Here is a 20,716-nt window from a genome sequence, read left to right as displayed (position 1 = left end):
CTGGATGAGACATTGATGTCTCACATGGGCTAATCTTGTCTCATGGCTGTCGATCGTGACCACGTCCTGCGCAGCGCCGCCGCGCTGCTCACCCGCCGATCCACCGCGACCATGGACGAGGTCGCCAAGGCCGCCGGGATCAGCCGCGCGACCCTGCACCGGCACTTCGCGGGCCGCGACGCGCTGGTCCGCGCGCTGGAGGCGCTCGGCATCGCGGAGTGCGAGGCCGCCCTGGACGCGGCCCGGCTGGACGAGGACCCGGCGCGGGACGCCGTACGACGGCTCGTCGAGGAGATCGAACCGGCCGCCGGACTGCTCGCCTTCCTCTACACCGAGAACCAGCTGTTCGAGGGCGAGGAGCAGCACGAGGGCTGGACCCGGATCGACGACCGCATCGCGACCCTGTTCCGGCGCGGCCAGTCGAGCGGCGAGTTCCGCATCGACCTCACCCCGGCCTGGCTCACCGAGGCGCTCTACGGCCTGCTGGCCTCCGGCGCCTGGGCGGTCACGGAGGGCCGGGTCGCCCGCAAGGACTTCAGCCACATGATCGTCGAGCTGCTGCTCGGCGGCGCACTGAGGCATCACACACCACAGCAAGCACCACAGAGAGAGGAATCATGACCAGCACCCTGCCGGCGACCACGTCCGAGGCGGTGAAGCGCCCCGGCCGCTGGCTCGCGCTCGCCGTCCTCGTGCTCGCCGTGCTGCTGGTGGCCGTCGACGCGACCGTCCTCGGCCTGGCGACGCCCTACATCAGCGAGGATCTCGAGCCCTCCGGCACCCAGCTGCTCTGGATCGGCGACGTCTACTCCTTCGTGATCGCCGGTCTGCTCGTCTCGATGGGCAGCCTCGGCGACCGCATCGGCCGCAAGCGGATCCTGCTCCTCGGCGCCACGGCCTTCGGACTCATATCGGTCCTCAACGCCTACGCCACGACACCGGAGATGATGATCGCGGCCCGCGCCCTGCTCGGCGTGGCCGGCGCGACCCTCATGCCCGCGACCCTCGCCCTCATCCGCAACCTCTTCCACGACCCGCGCGAGCGCAGCCTCGCGGTGGGCATCTGGGGCGCGACGGCCTCCGCCGGTACGGCCGTGGGTCCCATCGCCGGCGGCTTCCTGCTGGAGCACTTCTGGTGGGGCTCGGTCTTCCTCATCAACCTGCCCGTGATGATCGTGCTCGTCGTCGTCGGCCTGAAGACGCTGCCCGAGTCCAGGAACCCGAACCCGGGCCCCTGGGACCTGATCAGCGTGGCGCTGTCCCTGGTCGGCATGATCGCCGTCGTCTACGCGGTCAAGGAACTCGCGAGCCACGGTCCGACCTGGGAGCCGCTGGCGGCAGGCATGTTCGGTGCCGCCGCGCTCCACGGCTTCGTCCGCCGCCAGCTCACGCTCCCCACGCCGCTGCTGGACATGCGTCTGTTCCGCCGGCGCGGCTTCAGCGGAGCCGTACTGGCCGACATGCTGACCGTCCTCGGCATGTCCGGACTGGTCTTCTTCCTCTCCCAGTACCTGCAGCTGGTCCAGGGCCGGCGCCCCCTGGAGGCCGGCCTCGCGGAACTGCCCGCCGCCGTCGGCGCGGTGGTGGCCGGTCTGCTGGCCGGCCGTGTCGCCCGCCGCTACTCGGTACGGGCCGTGGTCTCCGGCGGCCTCGCCGCGATCGGCCTGGCCCTGGCCCTGCTGACGACGATCGGCCAGTCCACCGGCTACCCGGTGCTGGGCGCCGCCCTGCTGGCGGTCGGCGTGGGCGCCGGCTTCTCCTTCACGGTGACCTCGGACGTCATCCTCTCCTCCGTCCCCAAGGAGCAGGCGGGAGCGGCGTCCGCGGTCTCCGAGACGGCGTACGAACTCGGCGCGGCCCTCGGCATCGCCGTACTCGGGTCGATCGTGACGGGCGTCTACCGAGGCTTCCCGTCCCCGACGGGCACCCCGGAAGGGGCGCACGAGTCACTGGGCGGCGCGGTGGAGGCGGCGGGGCACATGCCGGCGGAGCCGGCCGCGCACATGCTGTCGTCGGCACGGGAGGCGTTCGTCGACGGCCTGAGCGTGGCGTCGGGAGTGGGCGCGGCGGTCCTGCTGGCGACGGCGGTGGCGGCGTGGTTCATGCTCAGGGGGCAGCGCCTGGAGAACGCCGGGTGAGGGGCGCACCGTAAGGGGCGCGGGGCCGCGCCGATGTACGGCTCGGGCGCGGGTGCGTGAGCAAACCCCACGCACCCGCGCCCGAGTCGATACGCGCACCCGCCCGACGAACGGCCGACCGTCGCGGTCGCTACGCGGCCTTGGCCTTCGTGGCGTACATGTCCACGTACTCCTGCCCGGACAGCCGCATCACCTCGGCCATCACGGAATCCGTCACGGCCCGCAGCACGTACCGGTCCCGGTCCATCCCCTCGTACCGGGAGAACTCCATCGCCTCGCCGAAGCGGACGGTGACCCGTCCGGGGCGAGGCATCCCCGCCCCGCCCGGCTGCAGCTTGTCCGTCCCGATCATCGCGAACGGCACGACCGGCGCCCCGGTCATCAGGGTCAGCCGGGCGATACCGGTCCGCCCCCGGTACAGGCGGCCGTCGGGCGAGCGGGTCCCCTCGGGGTAGATCCCGAAGACCTTGCCCTCCTCCAGGACCCGCCGCCCGGTCATCAGCGCGGCCACGCCCCCGCGCCCGCCGTCGCGGTCCACCGGGATCATGCCGACGCCGATGAAGAACCAGGCCATCAGCCGGCCCTTGAGGCTTTTGCCGGTGACGTACTCGTCCTTGCCGATGAAGAAGACCTGCCGGTCGCAGACGAGCGGCAGGATCATCGAGTCGATGAACGTCAGGTGGTTTCCGGCCAGGATGACCGGTCCGTCGCCGGGAATGTGCTCCGCGCCCTCGACCCGGGGGCGGAACATCAGGCGCATGACCGGTCCGAGCACTGCCTTGATGAGCGCGAAGCGGGACAACGGGCCCTCCGATGGCCAAGGGGAAACGGTATGAGTCTGTGCAGGTGAGGACGATACTCGCGGCCCCGGGGCTGACGCACATCGGGTTCACCGAGGCCTTACGCACTATTGACGTACGTGCACCTGTACGGCCGTACCGCGCCTCGCCCGTCATCTGGGTGGAACGGGGGGAACGACGAGGTGAAACCCGGGACGCGAGGGCCGGTGTTCCACGCCTTCCCGCTTCCGCCGCGGCCAATCCGACACCCCGTCACCATGGGGTACGGGACACGCCATCCAGCGTCACCCGCGTGTTCGGACCGAGGTCTCCCGACGGTCATGTCCACGACCCTACGATCGGGCCGCACGGACGAGGCGACGGCAGGAGGCCCCCATGGGAGCGCAGGACACACAGGAGTCGAACCAGCAGGCGAGCGCGAGCGGCACCGGACGACGGGCGCTGCTCGGCGCGGCCGTGCTCGGCGCCACCGGAGGTGTCCTCGGCCTGTCGGGCACCGCGAGAGCCGCCGAGGCGCGGTCCGGCGGACGCGGCGGCCTGAAGAGCCTCCCGGTCCCGACGATCATCGGGCACCGCGGCGCCAGCGGCTACCGCCCCGAGCACACCCTCGGCTCCTACCAGCTCGCCCTCGACCTGGGCGCCGACATCGTCGAGGCCGGCGACCTGGTCCCCACCAAGGACGGCCACATCGTCTGCCGTCACGAGCCGGAGATCGGCGGGACGACGGACGTCGCCGACCATCCCGAGTTCGCCGGCCGCAGGACCACCAAGGTGCTCGACGGCGTCTCCGTCACCGGCTGGTTCACCGAGGACTTCACGCTCGCCGAGCTGAAGACGCTGCGCGCCATCGAGCGCATCCCGGCCAACCGCCCGCACAACACCCTCTACAACGGCCGCTGGGAGATCCCCACCTTCGAGGAAGTCCTGAAGTGGCAGGACGAGCAGACCCGTAAGCGCGGCAAGCAGGTCTGGATCTACCCCGAGACCAAGCACCCCACCTACTTCCGCAAGCTGGGCCTCGGCCTGGAGGAGCGGGTGGCCAAGCTGCTGCACAAGTACGGCAAGGACAAGAAGAACTCGCCGGTCATCCTCCAGTCCTTCGAGCCGTCCAGCATCCAGCGCCTGAACAAGCTGGTCGACAACCCGCTCGTGGTGCTGCTGTCCTCGGCGGCCTCCCGCCCCTGGGACTTCGTCGAGACGGGCGACCCGCGCACGGTCGCCGACCTGGTCACCCGGGCCGGCCTGCGGGAGATCGCCGGCTACGCCCAGGGCATCGGCCCGACCCTCGACCTGGTCATCCCGAAGGACGCCGGCGGCAACCTCACCACCCCGACCACCCTGGTGCGCGACGCCCACGCGGTCGGCCTGGTCCTGCACCCGTACACCATGCGCAACGAGAACCCCTTCCTGCCCGCGAACTTCCGCAAGGGCACCGACGTGGACGCGTACGGCGACGTCTTCGGCGCCTACCGCGCCTACTTCGCCACCGGCATCGACGGCGTCTTCACCGACAACCCGGACACGGGTCTGCTGGCCCGCGCGGACTTCGTCAAGGGCTGATTCCCCGTTGGAGTGACAGTCGGCCGCCCGGGCAACCGACAGCCCGGGCGGCCGCATCGTGTGGCACATGACGCACGACCTGCTCACCGATCTGCGCCCGCTGCTCACCGCCGAGGCCTCCGCCGAGGCACATGCCACCGGAGCCGAACCCGGCGATCTGGAACAGGCGGTCTGGCTCCGCCTCCTGGAGCACCTCGCCACCGACGGCCCGCCGCACGACCCGCCCGGCTGGCTGCGCCGCGCCGTCCGCGCCGAGGTCCGCCGCACCCGCCGTACGACCCGCCGTGAGCGACCGTACGAGACCGATCCCGTCGACGACTGCGACCACGGACCCGAGCAGGCCGCGCTCACCACCGCCCGCCACCGCGCCCTGCGCGAGGCCGTCCACCGTCTGCCCGTCCGGTGCTCCCGTCTCCTCCAGGCGCTCCTCTCGCCCGAGGACCTCACCTACCGCGAGATCGCGGGTGAGTTGGGTATCTCACAGGGCAGTCTCGGACCGGAACGTTCCAGATGTCTGGGATGTCTGCGTCGTTTGCTGACGCCGGAGGTTGCGGCCCGCCAAGTGCGGGGATAGGAGTGAAGGACCACAGGCGATCAGGTGAGCGGGAGGCGTGCGCACATGGGCATGAGCGTGACCATCTCGGTGGCGACCGAGCAGGATGCCGAGCAGATCTTCAGGCTGCAGTACCTCTGCTTCCAGAGCGAGGCCGCGCTGTACGGCAACTACCGCATCGCCCCGCTGGTCCAGACTCTCGACTCGGTCAAGCAGGAACTCGCCGCCGACTGTGTCTTCGTGGCGCGGCTCGGCGAGGAGGTGGTCGGCTCGGTGCGCGGCACCCTCACCGAGGACGGCGCCGCCGCCATCGGCAAGCTCTGCGTCCACCCGCGCCTCCAGGGCCACGGCATCGGCGCGCGGCTGCTGCGCGCGGCCGAGGCGGCCCTGGCCGAGGAGCGTGGCGCCAAGAAGTTCCGCCTCTTCACCGGTCACCGCAGCGAGGGCAACCTCCGCCTCTACCGCCGCGTCGGCTACCAGGCCGTCGGCACCTCCCAGGGCACGGACGGCGTTCCGATGATCGTCCTGGAGAAGGTGGCCGGGGAGTACGCGGCTACGGCGTAGGCGTAGGGGACTTCCGCAGCCAGTACAGGGCCGACAGCGGCAGCAGTACGGGGATGAACACGTACCCCATGCCGTACTCGGACCAGACCGTCGAGTCGTGGAAGGCCGACGGCTCGATCAGGGTCCACGTCCCCACGATCAGGACGCCCGCGAGTTCGGCGGCGCAGCAGACCTGCGCCGCCCTGCGGGCCGTCTCGCCGCCGCGGACCAGCGAGTACGTGATGAACCCGTACACGACCCCCGCCACCGCCGACAGCGTGTACGACAGCGGCGCCCGGTCGAAGTCCGTCGCGATCTGGTACGCAGAGCGCGACACCGCCCCGACCACCATCACGCCGTAGAACCAGACCAGCAGCATGCCGGGCCCGCTGATCAGCCGGGCCGGCTTCTCCTGAACGGCCGTCATCTCAGCCTCCCCAGATGTCATAGAGCCGCACCTCGAGAACGGCGAGGACGACCGCGCCGGCCGCGGCCGTCACCGAACCCCACCGGGTCCGCTCGGCCAGCGACATGAACCCCGCCGCCGGGACGCACGCGAACGCGCCCAGCAGATACGCCACGAAGATCGTCGTGCCCTGCTCCGGCTTCTCGCCCCGTGCCAGCTGCACGATCCCGATCACCAGCTGGACCACGGCCAGCAGCGAGACCACGGCCATCCCGATGAAGTGCCAGTCCTTCGTCGGCTGGTCACGGTGGGCCGCCCAGCCGCACCAGGCGGCGAGCAGCAACGCGGCGACGCCGGTCACCAGCGTCAGGGCATCAAGCATGCAGCGACCTTATTACGCCGTAATCGGCTCCCCGCGGCTGGGCCCGTGCCCTCACGTGGCGTTGGCCACAACCCGCCGGACCGAGGGGCCGGACGCCGACGTCGTGGTCGAGAACCTGTCCGGCTTGTCCGCACGGGCCACCGGCGGGGAAGCGGCGATCTCCGGGCGCGGCCGAGCGGCGCCCCGGCCGTCTCCACGTGTCCATGGATGTCCAGCATGCGGACAATCCTGGCTCTGTCAGCACCATGGGTCTGCTTTACTGATGCACATGACCACGACGAGCAACCGCACCCTTGCGACCGAGGCGACCCTGACGCCCGGTGCTCGTTGTCTGTGTCGAATGTGCGCCTTCTAGAGGGCCCCCGCACCACTCACCGAGCCTCGCGCCCCGAAGCGAGACGCCGTGGCATGTCCGTACGCCGCCCGAGAGCCGTACCGGACGAAAGCCCAGCGCGCACATGGTCTCCCCGGTTCCCCGCCACCCCGAGCACCGTGTCGCGTTCCTGACAGCCTGCATCCGTGCGCCCGGGCACACCCACGCCCGCGCACTCGACAGTGACGGAAACCCACGTGATCACCACCACGGGCCTGACCAAGGTCTACCGCTCGCGCGGCCGTGAGGTCACCGCCTTGGACGGCGTCGACCTGCACGTCCGCGAAGGCGAGGTGTACGGCGTCATCGGCCAGTCCGGCGCCGGCAAGTCCTCGCTGATCCGCTGCGTCAACCTCCTGGAGCGCCCCACCGCAGGCACGGTCACCGTCGCCGGACAGGACCTCACCGCGCTCGCCGGGAACGGACCGCGCGCCGGAAAGCGGCTGCGCGAGGCGCGCAGCCGGATCGGCATGGTCTTCCAGCACTTCAACCTGCTGTCCTCGCGGACCGTGCAGGACAACGTCGAACTCCCGCTGGAGATCCTCGGCATCGCCGGGAAGGAACGATCCCGCAAGGCGCTGGAGCTGCTCGACCTGGTCGGACTCGCCGACAAGGCGAAGTCCTACCCGGCCCAGCTCTCCGGCGGCCAGAAGCAGCGCGTCGGCATCGCCCGCGCCCTCGCCGGCGACCCCAAGGTGCTCCTCTCCGACGAGGCCACCAGCGCCCTGGACCCCGAGACCACCCGCTCCATCCTCCAGCTGCTGCGCGACCTGAACCGGCAGCTGGGCCTCACCGTCCTGCTCATCACCCACGAGATGGACGTGGTGAAGTCGATCTGCGACTCCGCCGCGCTGATGGAGCGCGGCCGCATCGTGGAGTCCGGCACGGTCAGCGAGCTGCTCGCCACCCCCGGCTCCGAGCTGGCCGCCGCGCTCTTCCCGGTCGGCGGCGAGGCCACCGGCGCCGACCGCACCGTCGTCGACGTCACCTTCCACGGCGAGGCCGCCACCCAGCCCGTCATCTCCCAGCTCTCGCGCACCTACAACATCGACATCTCGATCCTCGGCGCCGCCATCGACACCGTCGGCGGCCTCCAGATCGGCCGGATGCGCATCGAACTGCCCGGCCGCTACGAGGACAACGTCGTACCGATCGGCTTCCTGCGCGAACAGGGCCTCCAGATCGACGTCGTGGGCCAGGAGCCCGCATCCGTGCTGGTGAAGGAAGGTGCAAGGTGACCTGGTCCGAGATGCAGCCCCTGCTGTCGCAGGCGTGTTGGGACACCCTCTACATGGTCGGCTGGTCCACCCTGATCGCCGTCGCCGGCGGCCTGCCGCTCGGCATCCTGCTGGTCCTCACCGACCGCGGCGGCCTGCTCCAGAACGTCGTCGCCAACAAGGTGATCGGGCAGATCGTGAACATCGCCCGCTCGATGCCGTTCATCATCCTGATCGTCGCGCTCCTGGGCTTCACCCGCGCGATCACCGGGACGACCATCGGCCGTGAGGCCGCCATCGTGCCGCTCGCCGTCGGCGCCATCCCCTTCTTCGCCCGGCTGGTCGAGACGGCCGTCCGCGAAGTGGACGGCGGACTCGTCGAGGCCGTGCAGGCGATGGGCGGCAACACCTGGACCGTCGTACGCAAGGTCCTCGTCCCCGAGTCGCTGCCCTCGCTCATCGCCAGCACCACCACCACGATCGTCGCCCTCATCGGCTACTCCGCGATGGCCGGCACGGTCGGCGCCGGCGGCCTCGGCGACATCGCCATCCGCTACGGCTACCAGCGCTTCGAGACCGAGCTGATGTGGATCACCGTCGCGATCCTCGCCGTCGTCATCTCGCTCATCCAGTTCGTCGGCGACTACGCGGCCCGCTCCCTGCACCGCCGCGGCGGGCAGTCCGGCAGCGCGCCGAAGCTGCGGCTGCTCAAGGCCGCCACGGCCACCAGCAAGACCGTCTGAGCCGCCCCCAAGAACTCCCCGCACACCCATCGCGGGGTCGCACCACCCCTAGGAAAGGCACTTTTCGTGCGTAACACCGCCAAGATCACCACCGCCGTCCTCGCCGCCGGAGCCCTCACCCTCGGACTCAGCGCCTGCGGCTCGGACAAGGACTCCGGCAGCACCGACGCGAACGCCACGCTGACCGTCGCCGCCACCCCCACCCCGCAGGGCGAGATCCTCACCTACATCAAGGACAACCTCGCCAAGAAGGCCGGCCTCGATCTGGAGGTCAAGGAGTTCACCGACTACGTGACCCCCAACACGGCCGTCCAGCAGGGCGAGGTCGACGCCAACTACTTCCAGCACCAGCCCTACCTCGACGACTTCAACGACAAGAACGGCACCGACATCGTCGCCGTGCCGAACGCGAACGTGCACCTGGAGCCGCTCGGCCTGTACTCCCAGGACGTCAAGAAGCTCGACGACCTGAAGAAGGGCGCCACCGTCGCCCTGCCGAACGACACCACCAACGAGGCCCGCGCGCTGAAGCTGCTCGAGGCCAACGGCCTGATCGAGCTGAAGTCCGGCGTCGGCTACGACGCGACCCCCAAGGACGTCACCTCCAACCCGAAGAACCTCGAGTTCAAGGAGCTGGAGGCGGCCCAGCTGCCGCGCTCCCTCGCCGACGTCGACGCCGCGGTGATCAACGGCAACTACGCCCTGGAGGCCGACCTCAGCCCGGCGAAGGACGCCCTCGTCGCCGAGTCCGCGCAGGACAACCCGTACGCCAACTTCCTCGCCGTGAAGAAGGGCAACGAGGACGACCCGCGGATCGAGAAGCTCGCCAAGCTGCTGACCTCGGCCGAGGTGAAGAAGTTCATCGAGGACAAGTACGACGGCGCGGTCGTCGCCGCGTTCTGATCCCGGTCCCGCCGGTCACCACCGTACGCACGGGGTTCATTCCGCTCGGGGTGGACCCCGTGGTGCGGTCCGGTGCTTTCATGCTGCATGCTGGGCAGTTCAACGGGCCTGACGGTCCAGCAGGTCGGGCCCGGACGGTTTCGAAGGCTACGGAGCGCTTCATGACGAGCACCTTCCCCAGCATCTCCATCAGCACGGAGCGGTTGGTGCTGCGTCCCCTCGACGAGGACGACGTGCCCGCCCTGGCCGACATGATGAACGACGAGCAGACCGTCGCCTGGACGTCCGTCCCGCAGCCCTTCACCGAGGACGCCGCGCGCCACTGGATCACCGAGTACGCGCCCACCGAACGCACCGCCGGACGCGGCGTCGACTTGGCCGTCACCGAGTTCCTCACCCAGCGGCTGGTCGGCGTCATCCAGCTCGGCAAGACCAACTGGCACGTGCGCTCCACCGAGCTGTCGTACATCGTCGCCCCCTGGGCGCGCGGCGAGGGCTACGCCTCCGAGGCGGCACTGGCCACCGCGCAGTGGCTGTTCACGGATCAGAAGTTCGAGCGGATCGAGCTGCGCACGGCCGCCGACAACACCGCCTCCCAGCAGGTCGCCCAGAAGATCGGCTGTATCAGCGAGGGCGTTCTGCGAGGTGCCTGCATAGCGCGCGCCCGCACCGAGGACGGCACCTGGACCGAGGTGCGCACCGACTTCATCGTCTGGAGCCTGCTCCCGGAGGACCTGGAAGGCGCCGGCGAGACGCTCGCGGAGAGCGGCGGATACTCGTCGTACACCGACTGGAACTGACTCCCGGGCGGGCGGCCGCCCCCTGCCCCGGACCGCGCGACCAGGTACTCTCACGGAGCCCGCTGCCTGCGTGAACCCCCGGGGAGACTGACGACGATGGCCGACCGCGTCACGGTGATCGGCTGGGACGGCTCGCCACTGACCGCCGCGGCCCGCTCCGCTCTGGGCGCCGCCACCCTCGTGGCCGGTGCCGCCCACCACCTGGCGCTGCCCGAGGTGCCGCCCGGCGCCGAGCGTATCCGCCTCGGCAGCGTCGCTCTCGCCGCCCGCCGGATCGCCGGCCACCGCGGCACCGCGGTCGTCCTCGCCGACGGCGACCCCGGCTTCTTCGGTGTCGTACGCACCCTGCGCGCACCCGAGTTCGGCCTGGAGGTCGAGGTCGTCCCGGCCGTCTCCGCCGTCGCCGCCGCCTTCGCCCGCGCCGGGATGCCCTGGGACGACGCCCAGACCGTCGTCGCCCACCGGCGCACCCTGCGCCGCGCGGTCAACGTCTGCCGCGCCCACCCCAAGGTGGCCGTCCTCACCTCGCCCGGCGCCGGCCCCGCCGAGCTGGGCCTGCTGCTGGAGGGCGTGCACCGCACCTTCGTCGTCTGCGAGGAACTGGGCACCGACCGCGAGCGGGTCAGCGTCCTCACCTCCGACAAGGCCGTCGACCACAGCTGGCGCGACCCCAACGTCGTCATCGTCATCGGCGGCCCGGCGAGTGCCGGGGGCGACGGCGACTGGATCGCCGGGCGCGACCCGGCCACCGGCCCGCGCGGCTGGGCCCTGCCCGCCGAGGCGTACGGCGGCGGACTCGGCGAAGGGGAGACGGAGCTGCTGCGCGCCGCCCAACTCGCCCGGCTCGGCCCCCGCGTCGGCGACCTCGTCTGGGACATCGGCTGCGGCAGCGGCGCGTTCGCCACCGAGGCCGCCCGGGCCGGGGCCGCGGTCCTGGCCGTCGACCGCGAGCTGGAGGCGTGCGCCCGCACCGACGCCATCGCGCGCCGCCACGGCGTCCAGCTCCAGATCGTCCGCGGCACCGCCCCGCACGTCCTGGAGAACCTGCCCGAACCGGACGTCGTCCGGGTCGGCGGCGGGGGAGTGGCCGTGGTCTCCGCGGTCGCCGACCGCCGTCCGCAGCGCATCGTCACCCACGCGGCGACCCGCGACGCCGCCGAACTCGTCGGCCGCGACCTGACCGAGCACGGCTACCGCGTCGAGTGCGCCCTCCTGCAGTCCGTCGAACTCGACACGAGGGCCTGGACGGAGACCGAACGGAGTGTCGCGTTCCTGCTCAGCGGGGTTCTGCCCGACCGTCGCCCATGAGCCCGATATCCGTCCCCGTGATCCGGTTGTCGTACCGCGCGCGGTAGGCTGGCCGATCGTCGTACCGCTTCCGTTCGCCCGGCACTTCGTCGGTCAATGTCCGGAAAACGCATCCGTTTTGGGGTGAGTGTGGTACGGCAGAACCGGAGGACGCGCAACGTGGCGCAGTCCACAGCGGAGCGTCGCGGATCAAGCTGTCGCGACGCGGCTACGGCCGGGACAATGCCACTGAATGGCTTTGTCGCCATTTCGGGCGGGTCGTCGTGCCGCTGGGCACGGACGCTCGTTCTTCTCTACGGGGCGGTCGGTGCGCCGTTCCGGGCGAGCTGGTCGTAGGAGCACTAAACCGATGGGCGAGGGGTACGCATGACCGACACCGGCCAGGTCCCGGGCGAGGGGCTGCCGGAGAACGCAGGCATGGTGGAGCAGCCGGGCGCCTCCGCGCACGGTGCGTACACCTACCTCTCCGAGACCACCGCCGAGGACGAAGACCTGTTGCTGCTACCGGGCGCCCAGAGCGCCTGGGGCAACGAGGTGGCGCCGCCCGCGCCCGAGCCGGTCGTGGAGACGGTGCACGAGCCCGGCCCGCACGAGACGGCGGGCCGTGACAGCGGTTCCGTCGACCTCAGCGGCGTCCGGCTGCCGGGCCCCACCCCGCCCCAGGCGGCCCCGCGCCGTCCGCTCCACCTCGGCCCGCCGATCCCGGACGCCTCCGCCAGCCCGGTCCGCTCCCTCGCCGACCGCGGCCCCGCCGGCGCGCCCGCACGCCACCCCGGCGCGCCCGCGTCCGGCCCCGAATACCTCGACGTCCCGCCGCTGCGCGAGATGCCGCCGCAGGGCGCCGTGCCCTGGGGCGCCCCGACGGCGGTCCAGGCCGCCGCCCACTCCGCGACCCACCCCGCCGCTCCCGCGGCCGCCCCGGCCGTCGCTCCGGCCCAGGGGCCGGTCGCGGCCGCGGCGGTGGCCGTGGACGCGGTCGTTCCGGAGGCGGCCGCCCCGGCCACGGCTCCCGCGGCTCCGGCCGGGCAGCAGGCCGAGCCGGTGGGCGCGGCGCAGGCCGTCGTGGCGCGGGTCGCGACGGAGGCGATCGCGGCGACGGCTCCGATGCCGGAGGAGACGCAGGTCGCCGAGGCGGCGCCCGCTCCCGCCCCGGCCCCCGCTCCCATGGAGCCCGTGACGCTCGACGTCGGTCAGGTGCTCGGCGCCGCCATGCTCGCCGAGGCCGCGGAGGCCGAGGCCGAGGCCGACGTGACGGTCGAGCCTGTCGTCGCCGCCGAGCAGGTCGTCGTCCAGAGTGCGGACGTGGTGTCCGCGCCGGTCGCCGAGCAGGTGGAGCCGGTCGACGTGGCACAGGCTCCCGTGCCGGTCGAGGAGCCCGCGCCGACGCCGGCCGAGACGGCCCAGGTCGCCGCAGCGGCCGCGCCCGAGGCCGAGGCCGCCGTCGAGACCGCCGTCGAGACGCCCGCGCCCGAAGTGGTCCAGGTCGTCCCCGAGGTGCCGGTGCCCGCCCCGGCCGCCGAGGCTCCCGCCGTTGACGTGGCACCGACACCCGAGCCCGCGTCCGAACCCGCCGCGTCCGAGCCCGCGCCCGAGGCCGTCGTGGCTGCCGAAGCGCCCGCTGCCACCCCGGAAATCCAGGCCCCCGTCCAGGAGACGCCTGTTCCGGAGAGCGCGGCCGTGGCTCCGGAAGTCCCCGCCCCCACCCTCGACGCGGCCGCAGAGCCGGCCGAACCCGCCGTGCCCACGGACACTCCGGTTCAGCCGGCTCAACCCGCTCAGACCCTCGCCGCCGAGGTCTTCCCGCCCGCCCCCGCCGAGCCGGTCGCGGTCGTCCCCGTCGAGCAGGCTCCCCAGGAACAGCCGGCACCGGAGCAGGCCGCCGAGCCGACCCCCGCCCAGCCGGAAGCGGAAGCGGCAGCGGAGCCCGAGCCCGTGCAGGAGCCCGTCGCCGCCCACATCGTGGACACGGCGTCCCACGCCCCGGAGTGGCCCGCCGCGGCGGCGCCCCACCAGGCGGAACCGGAAGCCACGGTCACGGCCCCGGAGCCGGTTGCCGCCGAACCCGTCACGGAACCGCAGGCCGCGGAGCCGCAGATCGTTGAGCCGCAGCCCGGTGAGCCGCAGGCCGACGAGCCGCAGGCCGACGAGCCGGAGAACGCCGAGCCGGCGGCCGCAGAGACGCCGGTACAGGAGCCGTCCCACGAGGCCGGGCCCACCGAGCCCGAGCCTCAGGAGGCCCAGCCGCCGGCGACCGCCGCCGAGGAGGCACCCGCCGCCCCCACGGCTCCGGCCCCCACAGCTCCGGCCGGCCCCACGGCTCCCGCCGCTCCGGCCCCGCAGCCCGTCGTGGAGCCCGCCGAGCCCGTCCAGCCCGCCGCGGCCGCCGACGCTCCCGCGCCCACCGACCTGGACCAGCAGCCCCCGGCCCAGCCGGACCCGTCGGCCCAGCCTCTGGGCCAGTTCGTCCCGGTCGAGGGCACGGTGCCCACCACCCCGCACCTCGCCCCGACCCCGCCGCACTCCCTGGTGCTCCCGACGGACGACCAGCAGCCGGCCCCCGAGGCCGAGGCCCCGGCCCCGATGACCCCGACGGCGACGGCCCCGACGGCCGAACCCCAGGAATCGCCGATGTCACCGGAGTCACCCGAGCCGCAGGAGTCACCGGAATCGCCGGAGGCGCAGCCGCAGCCGCAGTCCCCCGAACCGCAGGCCGCCACCACCCCGGCCGCCCCGGTTCCCGTAGTCACGGTCCCGGCCCCCCGCGCGGCCGACCCGGCTCCCGTCCCGGCGACCCCGGTCACGGAGCCCGAGAGCGACACCGACCCCGAGGTCGCTCAGAGCCCGGAGGACTTGGACACCAGGGCCGCCGACCAGGAAGAGAGCAGGGCCGCAGTGGAGGAAGTCCGCGAGTCCACCGGTCCCGCCGCGCCCGCGTACGACGACGCCGAGCGCGAGGCCGTCCTGAAGGTGATGCGCGAGCGCCGCGACATCCGCAACGGCTTCCGCAGCGACCCGATCCCGCACGAGGTGCTGCTGCGCGTCCTGGAGGCCGCCCACACCGCGCCCTCCGTCGGCCACTCGCAGCCCTGGGACTTCGTCGTCATCCGCTCCGCCGAGACCCGCAGCGCGATGCACGAGCTGGCGACGCGCCAGCGCGACGCGTACGCCAAGTCGCTGCCCAAGGGCCGGGCCAAGCAGTTCAAGGAACTGAAGATCGAGGCCATCCTCGATACCCCGGTCAACATCGTCGTCACCGCCGACCCGACCCGCGGCGGCCGCCACACGCTGGGCCGGCACACCCAGCCGCAGATGGCGCCGTACTCCGCCGCGCTCGCCGTCGAGAACCTCTGGCTCGCCGCCCGCGCCGAGGGCCTCGGCGTCGGGTGGGTCAGCTTCTTCGACGAGCGAGAGATGGTCCGCGCCCTCGGCCTGCCCGAGCACCTCGAGGTCATCGCCTACCTGTGCGTGGGCTACGTCGACGAGTTCCCGGACGAGCCCGAGCTGATGCAGGCCGGCTGGGCCAAGCGCCGCCCCCTGTCGTGGGTCGTCCACGAGGAGACGTACGGCCGTCGCGCGCTGCCCGGCGAGGACCCGCACGACCTGCTCGCCGAGACCGTCGCCAGCGTCCGCCCGCTGGACGCCAAGGCGCTCGGCGAGGCCTGGGAGCGGCAGAAGCGCATGACCAAGCCGGCCGGCGCGCTCGGCATGCTGGAGATCATCTCCGCCCAGCTCTCCGGCCTGTCCCGCCAGTGCCCGCCGCCGATCCCGGAGCCCGCGGCCGTCGCGATCTTCGCCGGCGACCACGGGGTGCACGCCCAGGGCGTCACGCCCTGGCCGCAGGAGGTGACGGCCCAGATGGTCGCCAACTTCCTCGGCGGGGGAGCGGTGTGCAACGCCTTCGCGAGCCAGGTGGGCGCCGAGGTCTGCATCGTGGACGTCGGTGTCGCCGCCGACCTCCCCGCCACGCCGGGCCTGCTGCCCCGCAAGGTCCGCGCGGGCACGTCCGACATGACGACCGGCCCCGCGATGACCCGCGAGGAGGCCAAGCAGGCCATCGAGGTCGGCATCGAGACGGCCCGCGACCTGGTGGCGGCCGGAAACAAGGCGCTGCTCACCGGTGAGATGGGCATCGCCAACACGACCGCGTCCGCGGCGCTGATCTCCGTCTTCACCGGCGCCGACCCGGCCGAGGTCACCGGCCGCGGCACCGGCATCAACGACGAGACCCTCGCCCGCAAGACCGAGGTCGTCCGCCGCGCCCTGGAACTCCACCAGCCGGACCCCGCCGACCCCCTCGGCGTCCTGGCCGCCGTCGGCGGTTTCGAGCACGCGGCGATGGTCGGCCTCCTGCTGGGCGGCGCGTCCCTGCGGACGCCGGTGATCCTGGACGGCGTCAGCGCCGGCGCCGCCGCCCTGGTGGCCCGCGCGATCGCCCCCGAGGTCCTCGCGGCCTGCATCGCGGGCCACCGCAGCGCCGAGCCCGGCCATGTGGCCGCCCTGAACAAACTCGGACTGCGCCCCCTGGTCGACCTCGACCTCCGCCTCGGCGAAGGCACCGGCGCCCTCCTGGCCCTCCCCCTGGTCCAGAGCACGGCCCGAGCCATGCACGAGGTGGCGACGTTCGACTCGGCCGGGGTGACCGAGAAGTAGGACCCGCTCCGGGCCGGCGGGCACGCTCTCCTGCGTGCCCCCGGACCCGCCGTACGCTGAGCCCACCTCTAAAATCCGCACGTCAGGGCCGCTCCAGAGCCGCAGCGCCCACCCTTGCCTGTACGAGGAGCCGCACCTCATGGCCGAACACCCCGCCTACCCCGTAGGCCTCCGTCTCACCGGCCGCCGGGTCGTCGTCCTCGGCGGCGGCCAGGTCGCCCAGCGCCGCCTCCCCGCGCTGATCGCGGCGGGCGCCGACATCCACCTCGTGTCCCCCGAGGCGACCCCGTCCGTGGAGGCCATGGCGGACACGGGCGAGATCACCTGGACACGGCGCCCCTACGCCGAGGGCGACCTCGCGGACGCCTGGTACGCCCTCATCGCCACCAGCGACCCCGAGGCGAACGCCCTGGCCTCGGCCGAGGCGGAGCGCCACCGCGTCTGGTGCGTGCGCTCCGACGACGCCGACCGGGCGACCGCCTGGACCCCGGCCACCGGCCACAGCGAGGGCGTCACCATCGCCGTACTGACCACGGACGCCAAGGGCCGCGACCCCCGCCACACCGCCGCCATCCGTGACGCGGTCGTCGAGGGCCTGCGCGACGGCACCCTCGTCGCCCCCCACCACCGCACCCGCACCCCGGGCGTCGCCCTGGTCGGCGGCGGCCCCGGCGACCCGGACCTGATCACGGTCCGCGGCCGCCGCCTGCTCGCCGAGGCGGACGTCGTCATCGCCGACCGCCTCGGCCCGCGCGACCTCCTCGCCGAACTCCCGCCGCACGTCGAAGTGATCGACGCGGCGAAGATCCCGTACGGCAGGTTCATGGCCCAGGAGGCCATCAACAACGCGCTGATCGAGCACGCCCGGCAGGGCAGGTCGGTCGTCCGGCTGAAGGGCGGCGACCCGTACGTCTTCGGCCGCGGCATGGAGGAGCTCCAGGCGCTCGCGGAGGCCGGCATCCCCTGCACGGTCGTCCCGGGCATCTCCAGCTCGATCTCGGTCCCCGGCGCGGCCGGTATCCCGGTCACCCACCGCGGTGTCGCCCACGAGTTCACGGTCGTCAGCGGTCATGTGGCCCCCGACGACGAGCGCTCGCTGGTCGACTGGCCGTCGCTGGCGAAGCTCACCGGCACGCTGGTGATCCTGATGGGCGTCGACAAGATCGGGAAGATCGCCGAGACGCTGATCGCGCACGGCAAGCCGGCCGACACCCCCGTCGCCCTGGTGCAGGAGGGCACCACCGCCGCGCAGCGCCGCGTCGACGCGACCCTCGCGACGGTCGCCGAGACCGTCCGCGCCGAGGAGGTCCGGCCGCCCGCGGTCATCGTCATCGGCGACGTCGTGGACGTGGGCCCGCGCCCCTCCGAGTAACCGCGGGTAACGCAACCCGTCCCCAGCCGTTGGCACCGCACCCAGGACAAGGCAGTATCACCCTGTGGCCGATCTCATCACCGTTGAGAACCCCGATGACCCCCGCCTGCGCGACTACACGGGCCTGACCGACGTCGAACTGCGCCGCAGGCGTGAGCCGGCCGAGGGCCTGTTCATCGCGGAGGGCGAGAAGGTCATCCGCCGGGCCAAGGACGCCGGGTACGAGATGCGTTCCATGCTGCTGTCCGCGAAGTGGGTCGACGTCATGCGGGACGTCATCGACGAACTCCCGGCCCCGGTGTACGCGGTCAGCCCGGACCTGGCCGAGCGGGTCACCGGCTACCACGTGCACCGCGGCGCGCTCGCGTCGATGCAGCGCAAGCCGCTGCCGACGGCCGCCGAACTCCTCCAGACCGCCCGCCGCGTCGTGATCATGGAGTCGGTCAACGACCACACGAACATCGGCGCGATCTTCCGCTCGGCGGCGGCCCTCGGCATGGATGCCGTCCTGCTCTCCCCGGACTGCGCCGACCCCCTCTACCGCCGCAGCGTGAAGGTCTCGATGGGCGCGGTCTTCTCGGTTCCGTACGCCCGCCTCGACACCTGGCCCAAGGGCCTGGACTCGGTCCGCGAGGCCGGCTTCACGCTCCTCGCCCTCACCCCCGACGAGAAGGCGCGCTCCCTCGACGAGGCGGCCCCGCACACCATGGACCGGGTCGCCCTGATGCTCGGCGCGGAGGGCGACGGCCTCTCCACCCAGGCCCTGGTCGCCGCCGACGAATGGGTCCGCATCCCCATGTCCCACGGCGTCGATTCCCTCAACGTGGGTGCGGCGGCCGCGGTCGCCTTCTACGCGGTGGCCACGGGCCGCCCCCTGGCGTAACCGTCTGCACTCCTGCGACCACCCCGGGCGAAACCGTTCTCACGCGGGAACCACCCCGGGCGAAACCGTCCTCACGCCGGGAACCACCCCGGGCGCAACCGGCCCCGGCCGCCCCTCCGCCCGGTCCCCTCAGAGCGCTGCCCGCAGGCCGCCCGGAGCACTGCCCGGCTCCGGCCGTACGTATTCCTGCCCGTGCCGCTGCTCCCGTACGACCCCGTTGTCGCCGCCGAGCCCCCGGGCCGGCCCCTGGCAGCCCTGGACGACGGCGATGCCGAGCGCCACGAGCAGCGTCACGACGACGAAGACGAACAGCCGCTGCCGCAGCAGCCGCGGATTGGCGGGGCGCCGCCCGGTTCCCGTGGTCCTCGGCCCCGGCCGACCGGCCCCGCTGCGCGGCGCGGGACGGCTGCCACTGCCCGAACGGGTGGCGCGGCCCGAGGGCGTCGGCCGGCTCCCGGACCGCGACGACGGATTGCCGCCGCCACCTCTGGAGGCACTGCCACCCCGAGAGGCACTGCCGCCCCGCGAAGCGCTGCCGCCACGGGAGGGAACCCCACCCCGAGAGGGAGCCGCGCCGCGCGAGGACGGCACGCCGTTGCGCGGCGGGGGAGTGCCCGGCCCGCCCGGCTGGCGCAGCGTGCGCTCAGGGTGGCCGGGTTCGCCGAGCCGCCCCGTCGGCCGGTCCGCCTCGCTCGCCCGCGGCACGGGCGGCCGGGCGTCGGCCATCCCCTGGGCCTCGCGGGCCGCGATCTCCTTCAGCCGCAGCGAGAGGTCGAGGGTGCTCGGCCGCTCCTCGGGGTCCTTGGCCAGACAGGCCCGGATCAGCGGGGCGAGCGCGTCGGGCACGCCGTGCAGCTGAGGCTCCTCGTGCACCACGCGGTACAGCATCACCTCGGAACTGCCGTGCCCGAAGGGCGAGTCGGCCGTCGAGGCGTACGCCAGCGTGGCACCGAGCGAGAACACGTCCGTGGCCGGGGTGACCAAGGCGCCCCGCACCTGCTCCGGCGCGAGGAACCCGGGGGAGCCGACCGCGGTGCCCACATGCGTCAGCGTCGAGGCGCCCGTGGCCCAGGCGATGCCGAAGTCGATGATCCGCGGCCCCTTGGGGGACAGCAGGATGTTGGACGGCTTCAGGTCCCGGTGCACGACCCCGGCCTCGTGGACGGCGACGAGTCCCTCCGAGAGCGCGGCCCCGATGGAGGCCAGCTCGGCGGCCCCGAGCGGCCCCTCGTCGTTGACCTTGTCGTGCAGGGACGGGCCGGGCACGTACTGCGTGGCGAACCACGGCCGGTCGGCGTCCAGGTCCGCCGCCACCAGGCGCGCCGTGCACCCGCCACGGATCCGCCGGGCGGCCGACACCTCGCGCGCGAAGCGCGACCGGAACTCCTGGTCCTCCGCCAGATCGGGCCGGATCACCTTCAGCGCGACCCGCTGCCCCTTCTTGTCCGAGCCCAGGTAGACGACGCCCATTCCGCCCGCGCCGAGCCGTCGGTGAAGCCTGAACGAGCCGACGACGCGCGGGTCCTCGCGCCTCAGGCGCATCATCGCCATGTTCATCCCCGCTGCCCGGTCCGTGTGACGTGGCACAGCTTACGTTTCCACGGCCGCTCGCGCGCAGAGGCCGCGCCCTCTCGTCCCGATCGATTGTCGGTGCCGGGCGGGAGACTTGAAGAGTGGTCAGAGAGGTTGAGAACAGAGGCCCCTTGGCGACGCCGGGACATCAACCACCTGTCAGGGAAGGGGGATTGAATCGGTGCGGGGTGACCGGGTGGTGACGGTCGTGTACGCCGGCGACACGACACGGACGTACCGGGTGGTGGCCGGCAGGGCGGGCCGCGGGGTGGGGACGGCGGTCCGCCGGGAGACGGTGGAAGTGAGCGAAGTCACGCTCGGATCCCCCGCGCCCCCGGGCAGTGGGGGAGGGGCCGGTCACCCCCTCCGGGAAGACCCCGAGACCTAGGACCCCGTCTCCACCCAGGGGAGTACGCCGCAGGTCATGGCTCATCCTCCGGGAGGCCCGGCAATCGGTACGAGGGCATGACGCCCGGCGCCCGCCGCGCGCCTAGATTTGAGGTCAAGCGGCGG

Annotated in this window: 18 protein-coding genes; 14 read left to right on the top strand and 4 right to left on the bottom strand. The window is 72.8% G+C overall.

Going from position 1 to position 20,716, the window contains the following annotated elements; translation table 11 throughout:
- Positions 1–42 precede the first annotated feature (42 nt).
- Positions 43–621: a TetR/AcrR family transcriptional regulator gene (locus ACZ6D7_RS19590; protein ID WP_469491918.1), complete on the top strand. Its 579-nt coding sequence runs from the start codon at positions 43–45 to the stop codon at positions 619–621.
- Complete coding sequence (locus ACZ6D7_RS19585) at positions 618–2,138, top strand: MFS transporter (RefSeq protein ID WP_469491917.1); 1,521 nt, start codon at positions 618–620, stop codon at positions 2,136–2,138. The genes ACZ6D7_RS19590 and ACZ6D7_RS19585 overlap by 4 nt, the downstream gene beginning before the upstream one ends.
- Positions 2,139–2,268: 130 nt before the next feature.
- Here the strand turns inward: ACZ6D7_RS19585 and ACZ6D7_RS19580 are convergent, their stop codons facing one another.
- On the bottom strand, positions 2,269–2,940 hold the full coding sequence (locus tag ACZ6D7_RS19580; RefSeq protein WP_469491915.1) for a lysophospholipid acyltransferase family protein: 672 nt from the start codon (positions 2,938–2,940) through the stop codon (positions 2,269–2,271).
- Between the two features lie 373 nt (positions 2,941–3,313).
- Between ACZ6D7_RS19580 and ACZ6D7_RS19575 the strand changes: the two genes are divergently transcribed.
- The 3 genes from ACZ6D7_RS19575 (at position 3,314) to ACZ6D7_RS19565 (ending at position 5,615) form a co-directional block, all read left to right on the top strand.
- Positions 3,314–4,498 carry a glycerophosphodiester phosphodiesterase gene (locus tag ACZ6D7_RS19575; protein ID WP_469491913.1) on the top strand — a complete coding sequence of 395 codons (1,185 nt, stop codon included), beginning with the start codon at positions 3,314–3,316 and terminating at the stop codon, positions 4,496–4,498.
- Between the two features lie 67 nt (positions 4,499–4,565).
- Complete coding sequence (locus tag ACZ6D7_RS19570) at positions 4,566–5,072, top strand: RNA polymerase sigma factor (RefSeq protein WP_469491911.1); 507 nt, start codon at positions 4,566–4,568, stop codon at positions 5,070–5,072.
- Between the two features lie 45 nt (positions 5,073–5,117).
- Complete coding sequence (locus tag ACZ6D7_RS19565; protein WP_469492210.1) at positions 5,118–5,615, top strand: GNAT family N-acetyltransferase; 498 nt, start codon at positions 5,118–5,120, stop codon at positions 5,613–5,615.
- Here ACZ6D7_RS19565 and ACZ6D7_RS19560 read toward each other — a convergent pair.
- A complete protein-coding gene (locus ACZ6D7_RS19560) occupies positions 5,605–6,021 on the bottom strand; it encodes a hypothetical protein (protein WP_469491907.1) in 417 nt (138 codons plus the stop codon). The two genes, ACZ6D7_RS19565 and ACZ6D7_RS19560, sit on opposite strands and share 11 nt — an antisense overlap.
- A 1-nt stretch (position 6,022) precedes the next feature.
- Positions 6,023–6,382, bottom strand: coding sequence for a hypothetical protein (locus ACZ6D7_RS19555; RefSeq protein WP_469491904.1), 360 nt, complete (start codon positions 6,380–6,382; stop codon positions 6,023–6,025).
- Between the two features lie 570 nt (positions 6,383–6,952).
- Between ACZ6D7_RS19555 and ACZ6D7_RS19550 the strand changes: the two genes are divergently transcribed.
- The 8 genes from ACZ6D7_RS19550 (at position 6,953) to ACZ6D7_RS19515 (ending at position 18,631) form a co-directional block, all read left to right on the top strand.
- Positions 6,953–7,993, top strand: a complete 1,041-nt coding sequence (locus ACZ6D7_RS19550) for a methionine ABC transporter ATP-binding protein (RefSeq protein ID WP_469491899.1) — start codon at positions 6,953–6,955, stop codon at positions 7,991–7,993.
- Complete coding sequence (locus tag ACZ6D7_RS19545; protein ID WP_469491898.1) at positions 7,990–8,715, top strand: methionine ABC transporter permease; 726 nt, start codon at positions 7,990–7,992, stop codon at positions 8,713–8,715. Before ACZ6D7_RS19550 ends, ACZ6D7_RS19545 begins: the two co-directional genes overlap by 4 nt.
- A 66-nt stretch (positions 8,716–8,781) precedes the next feature.
- Positions 8,782–9,618, top strand: coding sequence for a MetQ/NlpA family ABC transporter substrate-binding protein (locus ACZ6D7_RS19540; protein ID WP_469491895.1), 837 nt, complete (start codon positions 8,782–8,784; stop codon positions 9,616–9,618).
- A 161-nt stretch (positions 9,619–9,779) separates the two neighbouring features.
- Complete coding sequence (locus ACZ6D7_RS19535) at positions 9,780–10,418, top strand: GNAT family N-acetyltransferase (protein WP_469491893.1); 639 nt, start codon at positions 9,780–9,782, stop codon at positions 10,416–10,418.
- A gap of 96 nt (positions 10,419–10,514) precedes the next feature.
- A complete protein-coding gene (cbiE, locus tag ACZ6D7_RS19530) occupies positions 10,515–11,726 on the top strand; it encodes a precorrin-6y C5,15-methyltransferase (decarboxylating) subunit CbiE (RefSeq protein WP_469491891.1) in 1,212 nt (403 codons plus the stop codon).
- A 366-nt stretch (positions 11,727–12,092) separates the two neighbouring features.
- Positions 12,093–16,376: a nicotinate-nucleotide--dimethylbenzimidazole phosphoribosyltransferase gene (gene cobT / locus ACZ6D7_RS19525; RefSeq protein ID WP_469491890.1), complete on the top strand. Its 4,284-nt coding sequence runs from the start codon at positions 12,093–12,095 to the stop codon at positions 16,374–16,376.
- A gap of 139 nt (positions 16,377–16,515) precedes the next feature.
- Positions 16,516–17,748, top strand: a complete 1,233-nt coding sequence (gene cobA, locus ACZ6D7_RS19520) for a uroporphyrinogen-III C-methyltransferase (RefSeq protein ID WP_469491887.1) — start codon at positions 16,516–16,518, stop codon at positions 17,746–17,748.
- Between the two features lie 64 nt (positions 17,749–17,812).
- Positions 17,813–18,631: a TrmH family RNA methyltransferase gene (locus ACZ6D7_RS19515; RefSeq protein ID WP_469491885.1), complete on the top strand. Its 819-nt coding sequence runs from the start codon at positions 17,813–17,815 to the stop codon at positions 18,629–18,631.
- 129 nt (positions 18,632–18,760) lie between these two features.
- Here ACZ6D7_RS19515 and ACZ6D7_RS19510 read toward each other — a convergent pair whose 3' ends face one another.
- On the bottom strand, positions 18,761–20,188 hold the full coding sequence (locus ACZ6D7_RS19510) for a serine/threonine-protein kinase (RefSeq protein WP_469492208.1): 1,428 nt from the start codon (positions 20,186–20,188) through the stop codon (positions 18,761–18,763).
- A 196-nt stretch (positions 20,189–20,384) separates the two neighbouring features.
- On the opposite strand from ACZ6D7_RS19510, the gene ACZ6D7_RS19505 reads away from it, so the two are divergent.
- Positions 20,385–20,591 carry a hypothetical protein gene (locus ACZ6D7_RS19505; protein ID WP_469491883.1) on the top strand — a complete coding sequence of 69 codons (207 nt, stop codon included), beginning with the start codon at positions 20,385–20,387 and terminating at the stop codon, positions 20,589–20,591.
- Positions 20,592–20,716 lie beyond the last annotated feature (125 nt).

This window comes from Streptomyces sp. NPDC041784, from assembly GCF_055591025.1.
This window is presented reverse-complemented; position numbering and strand designations above follow the sequence as displayed.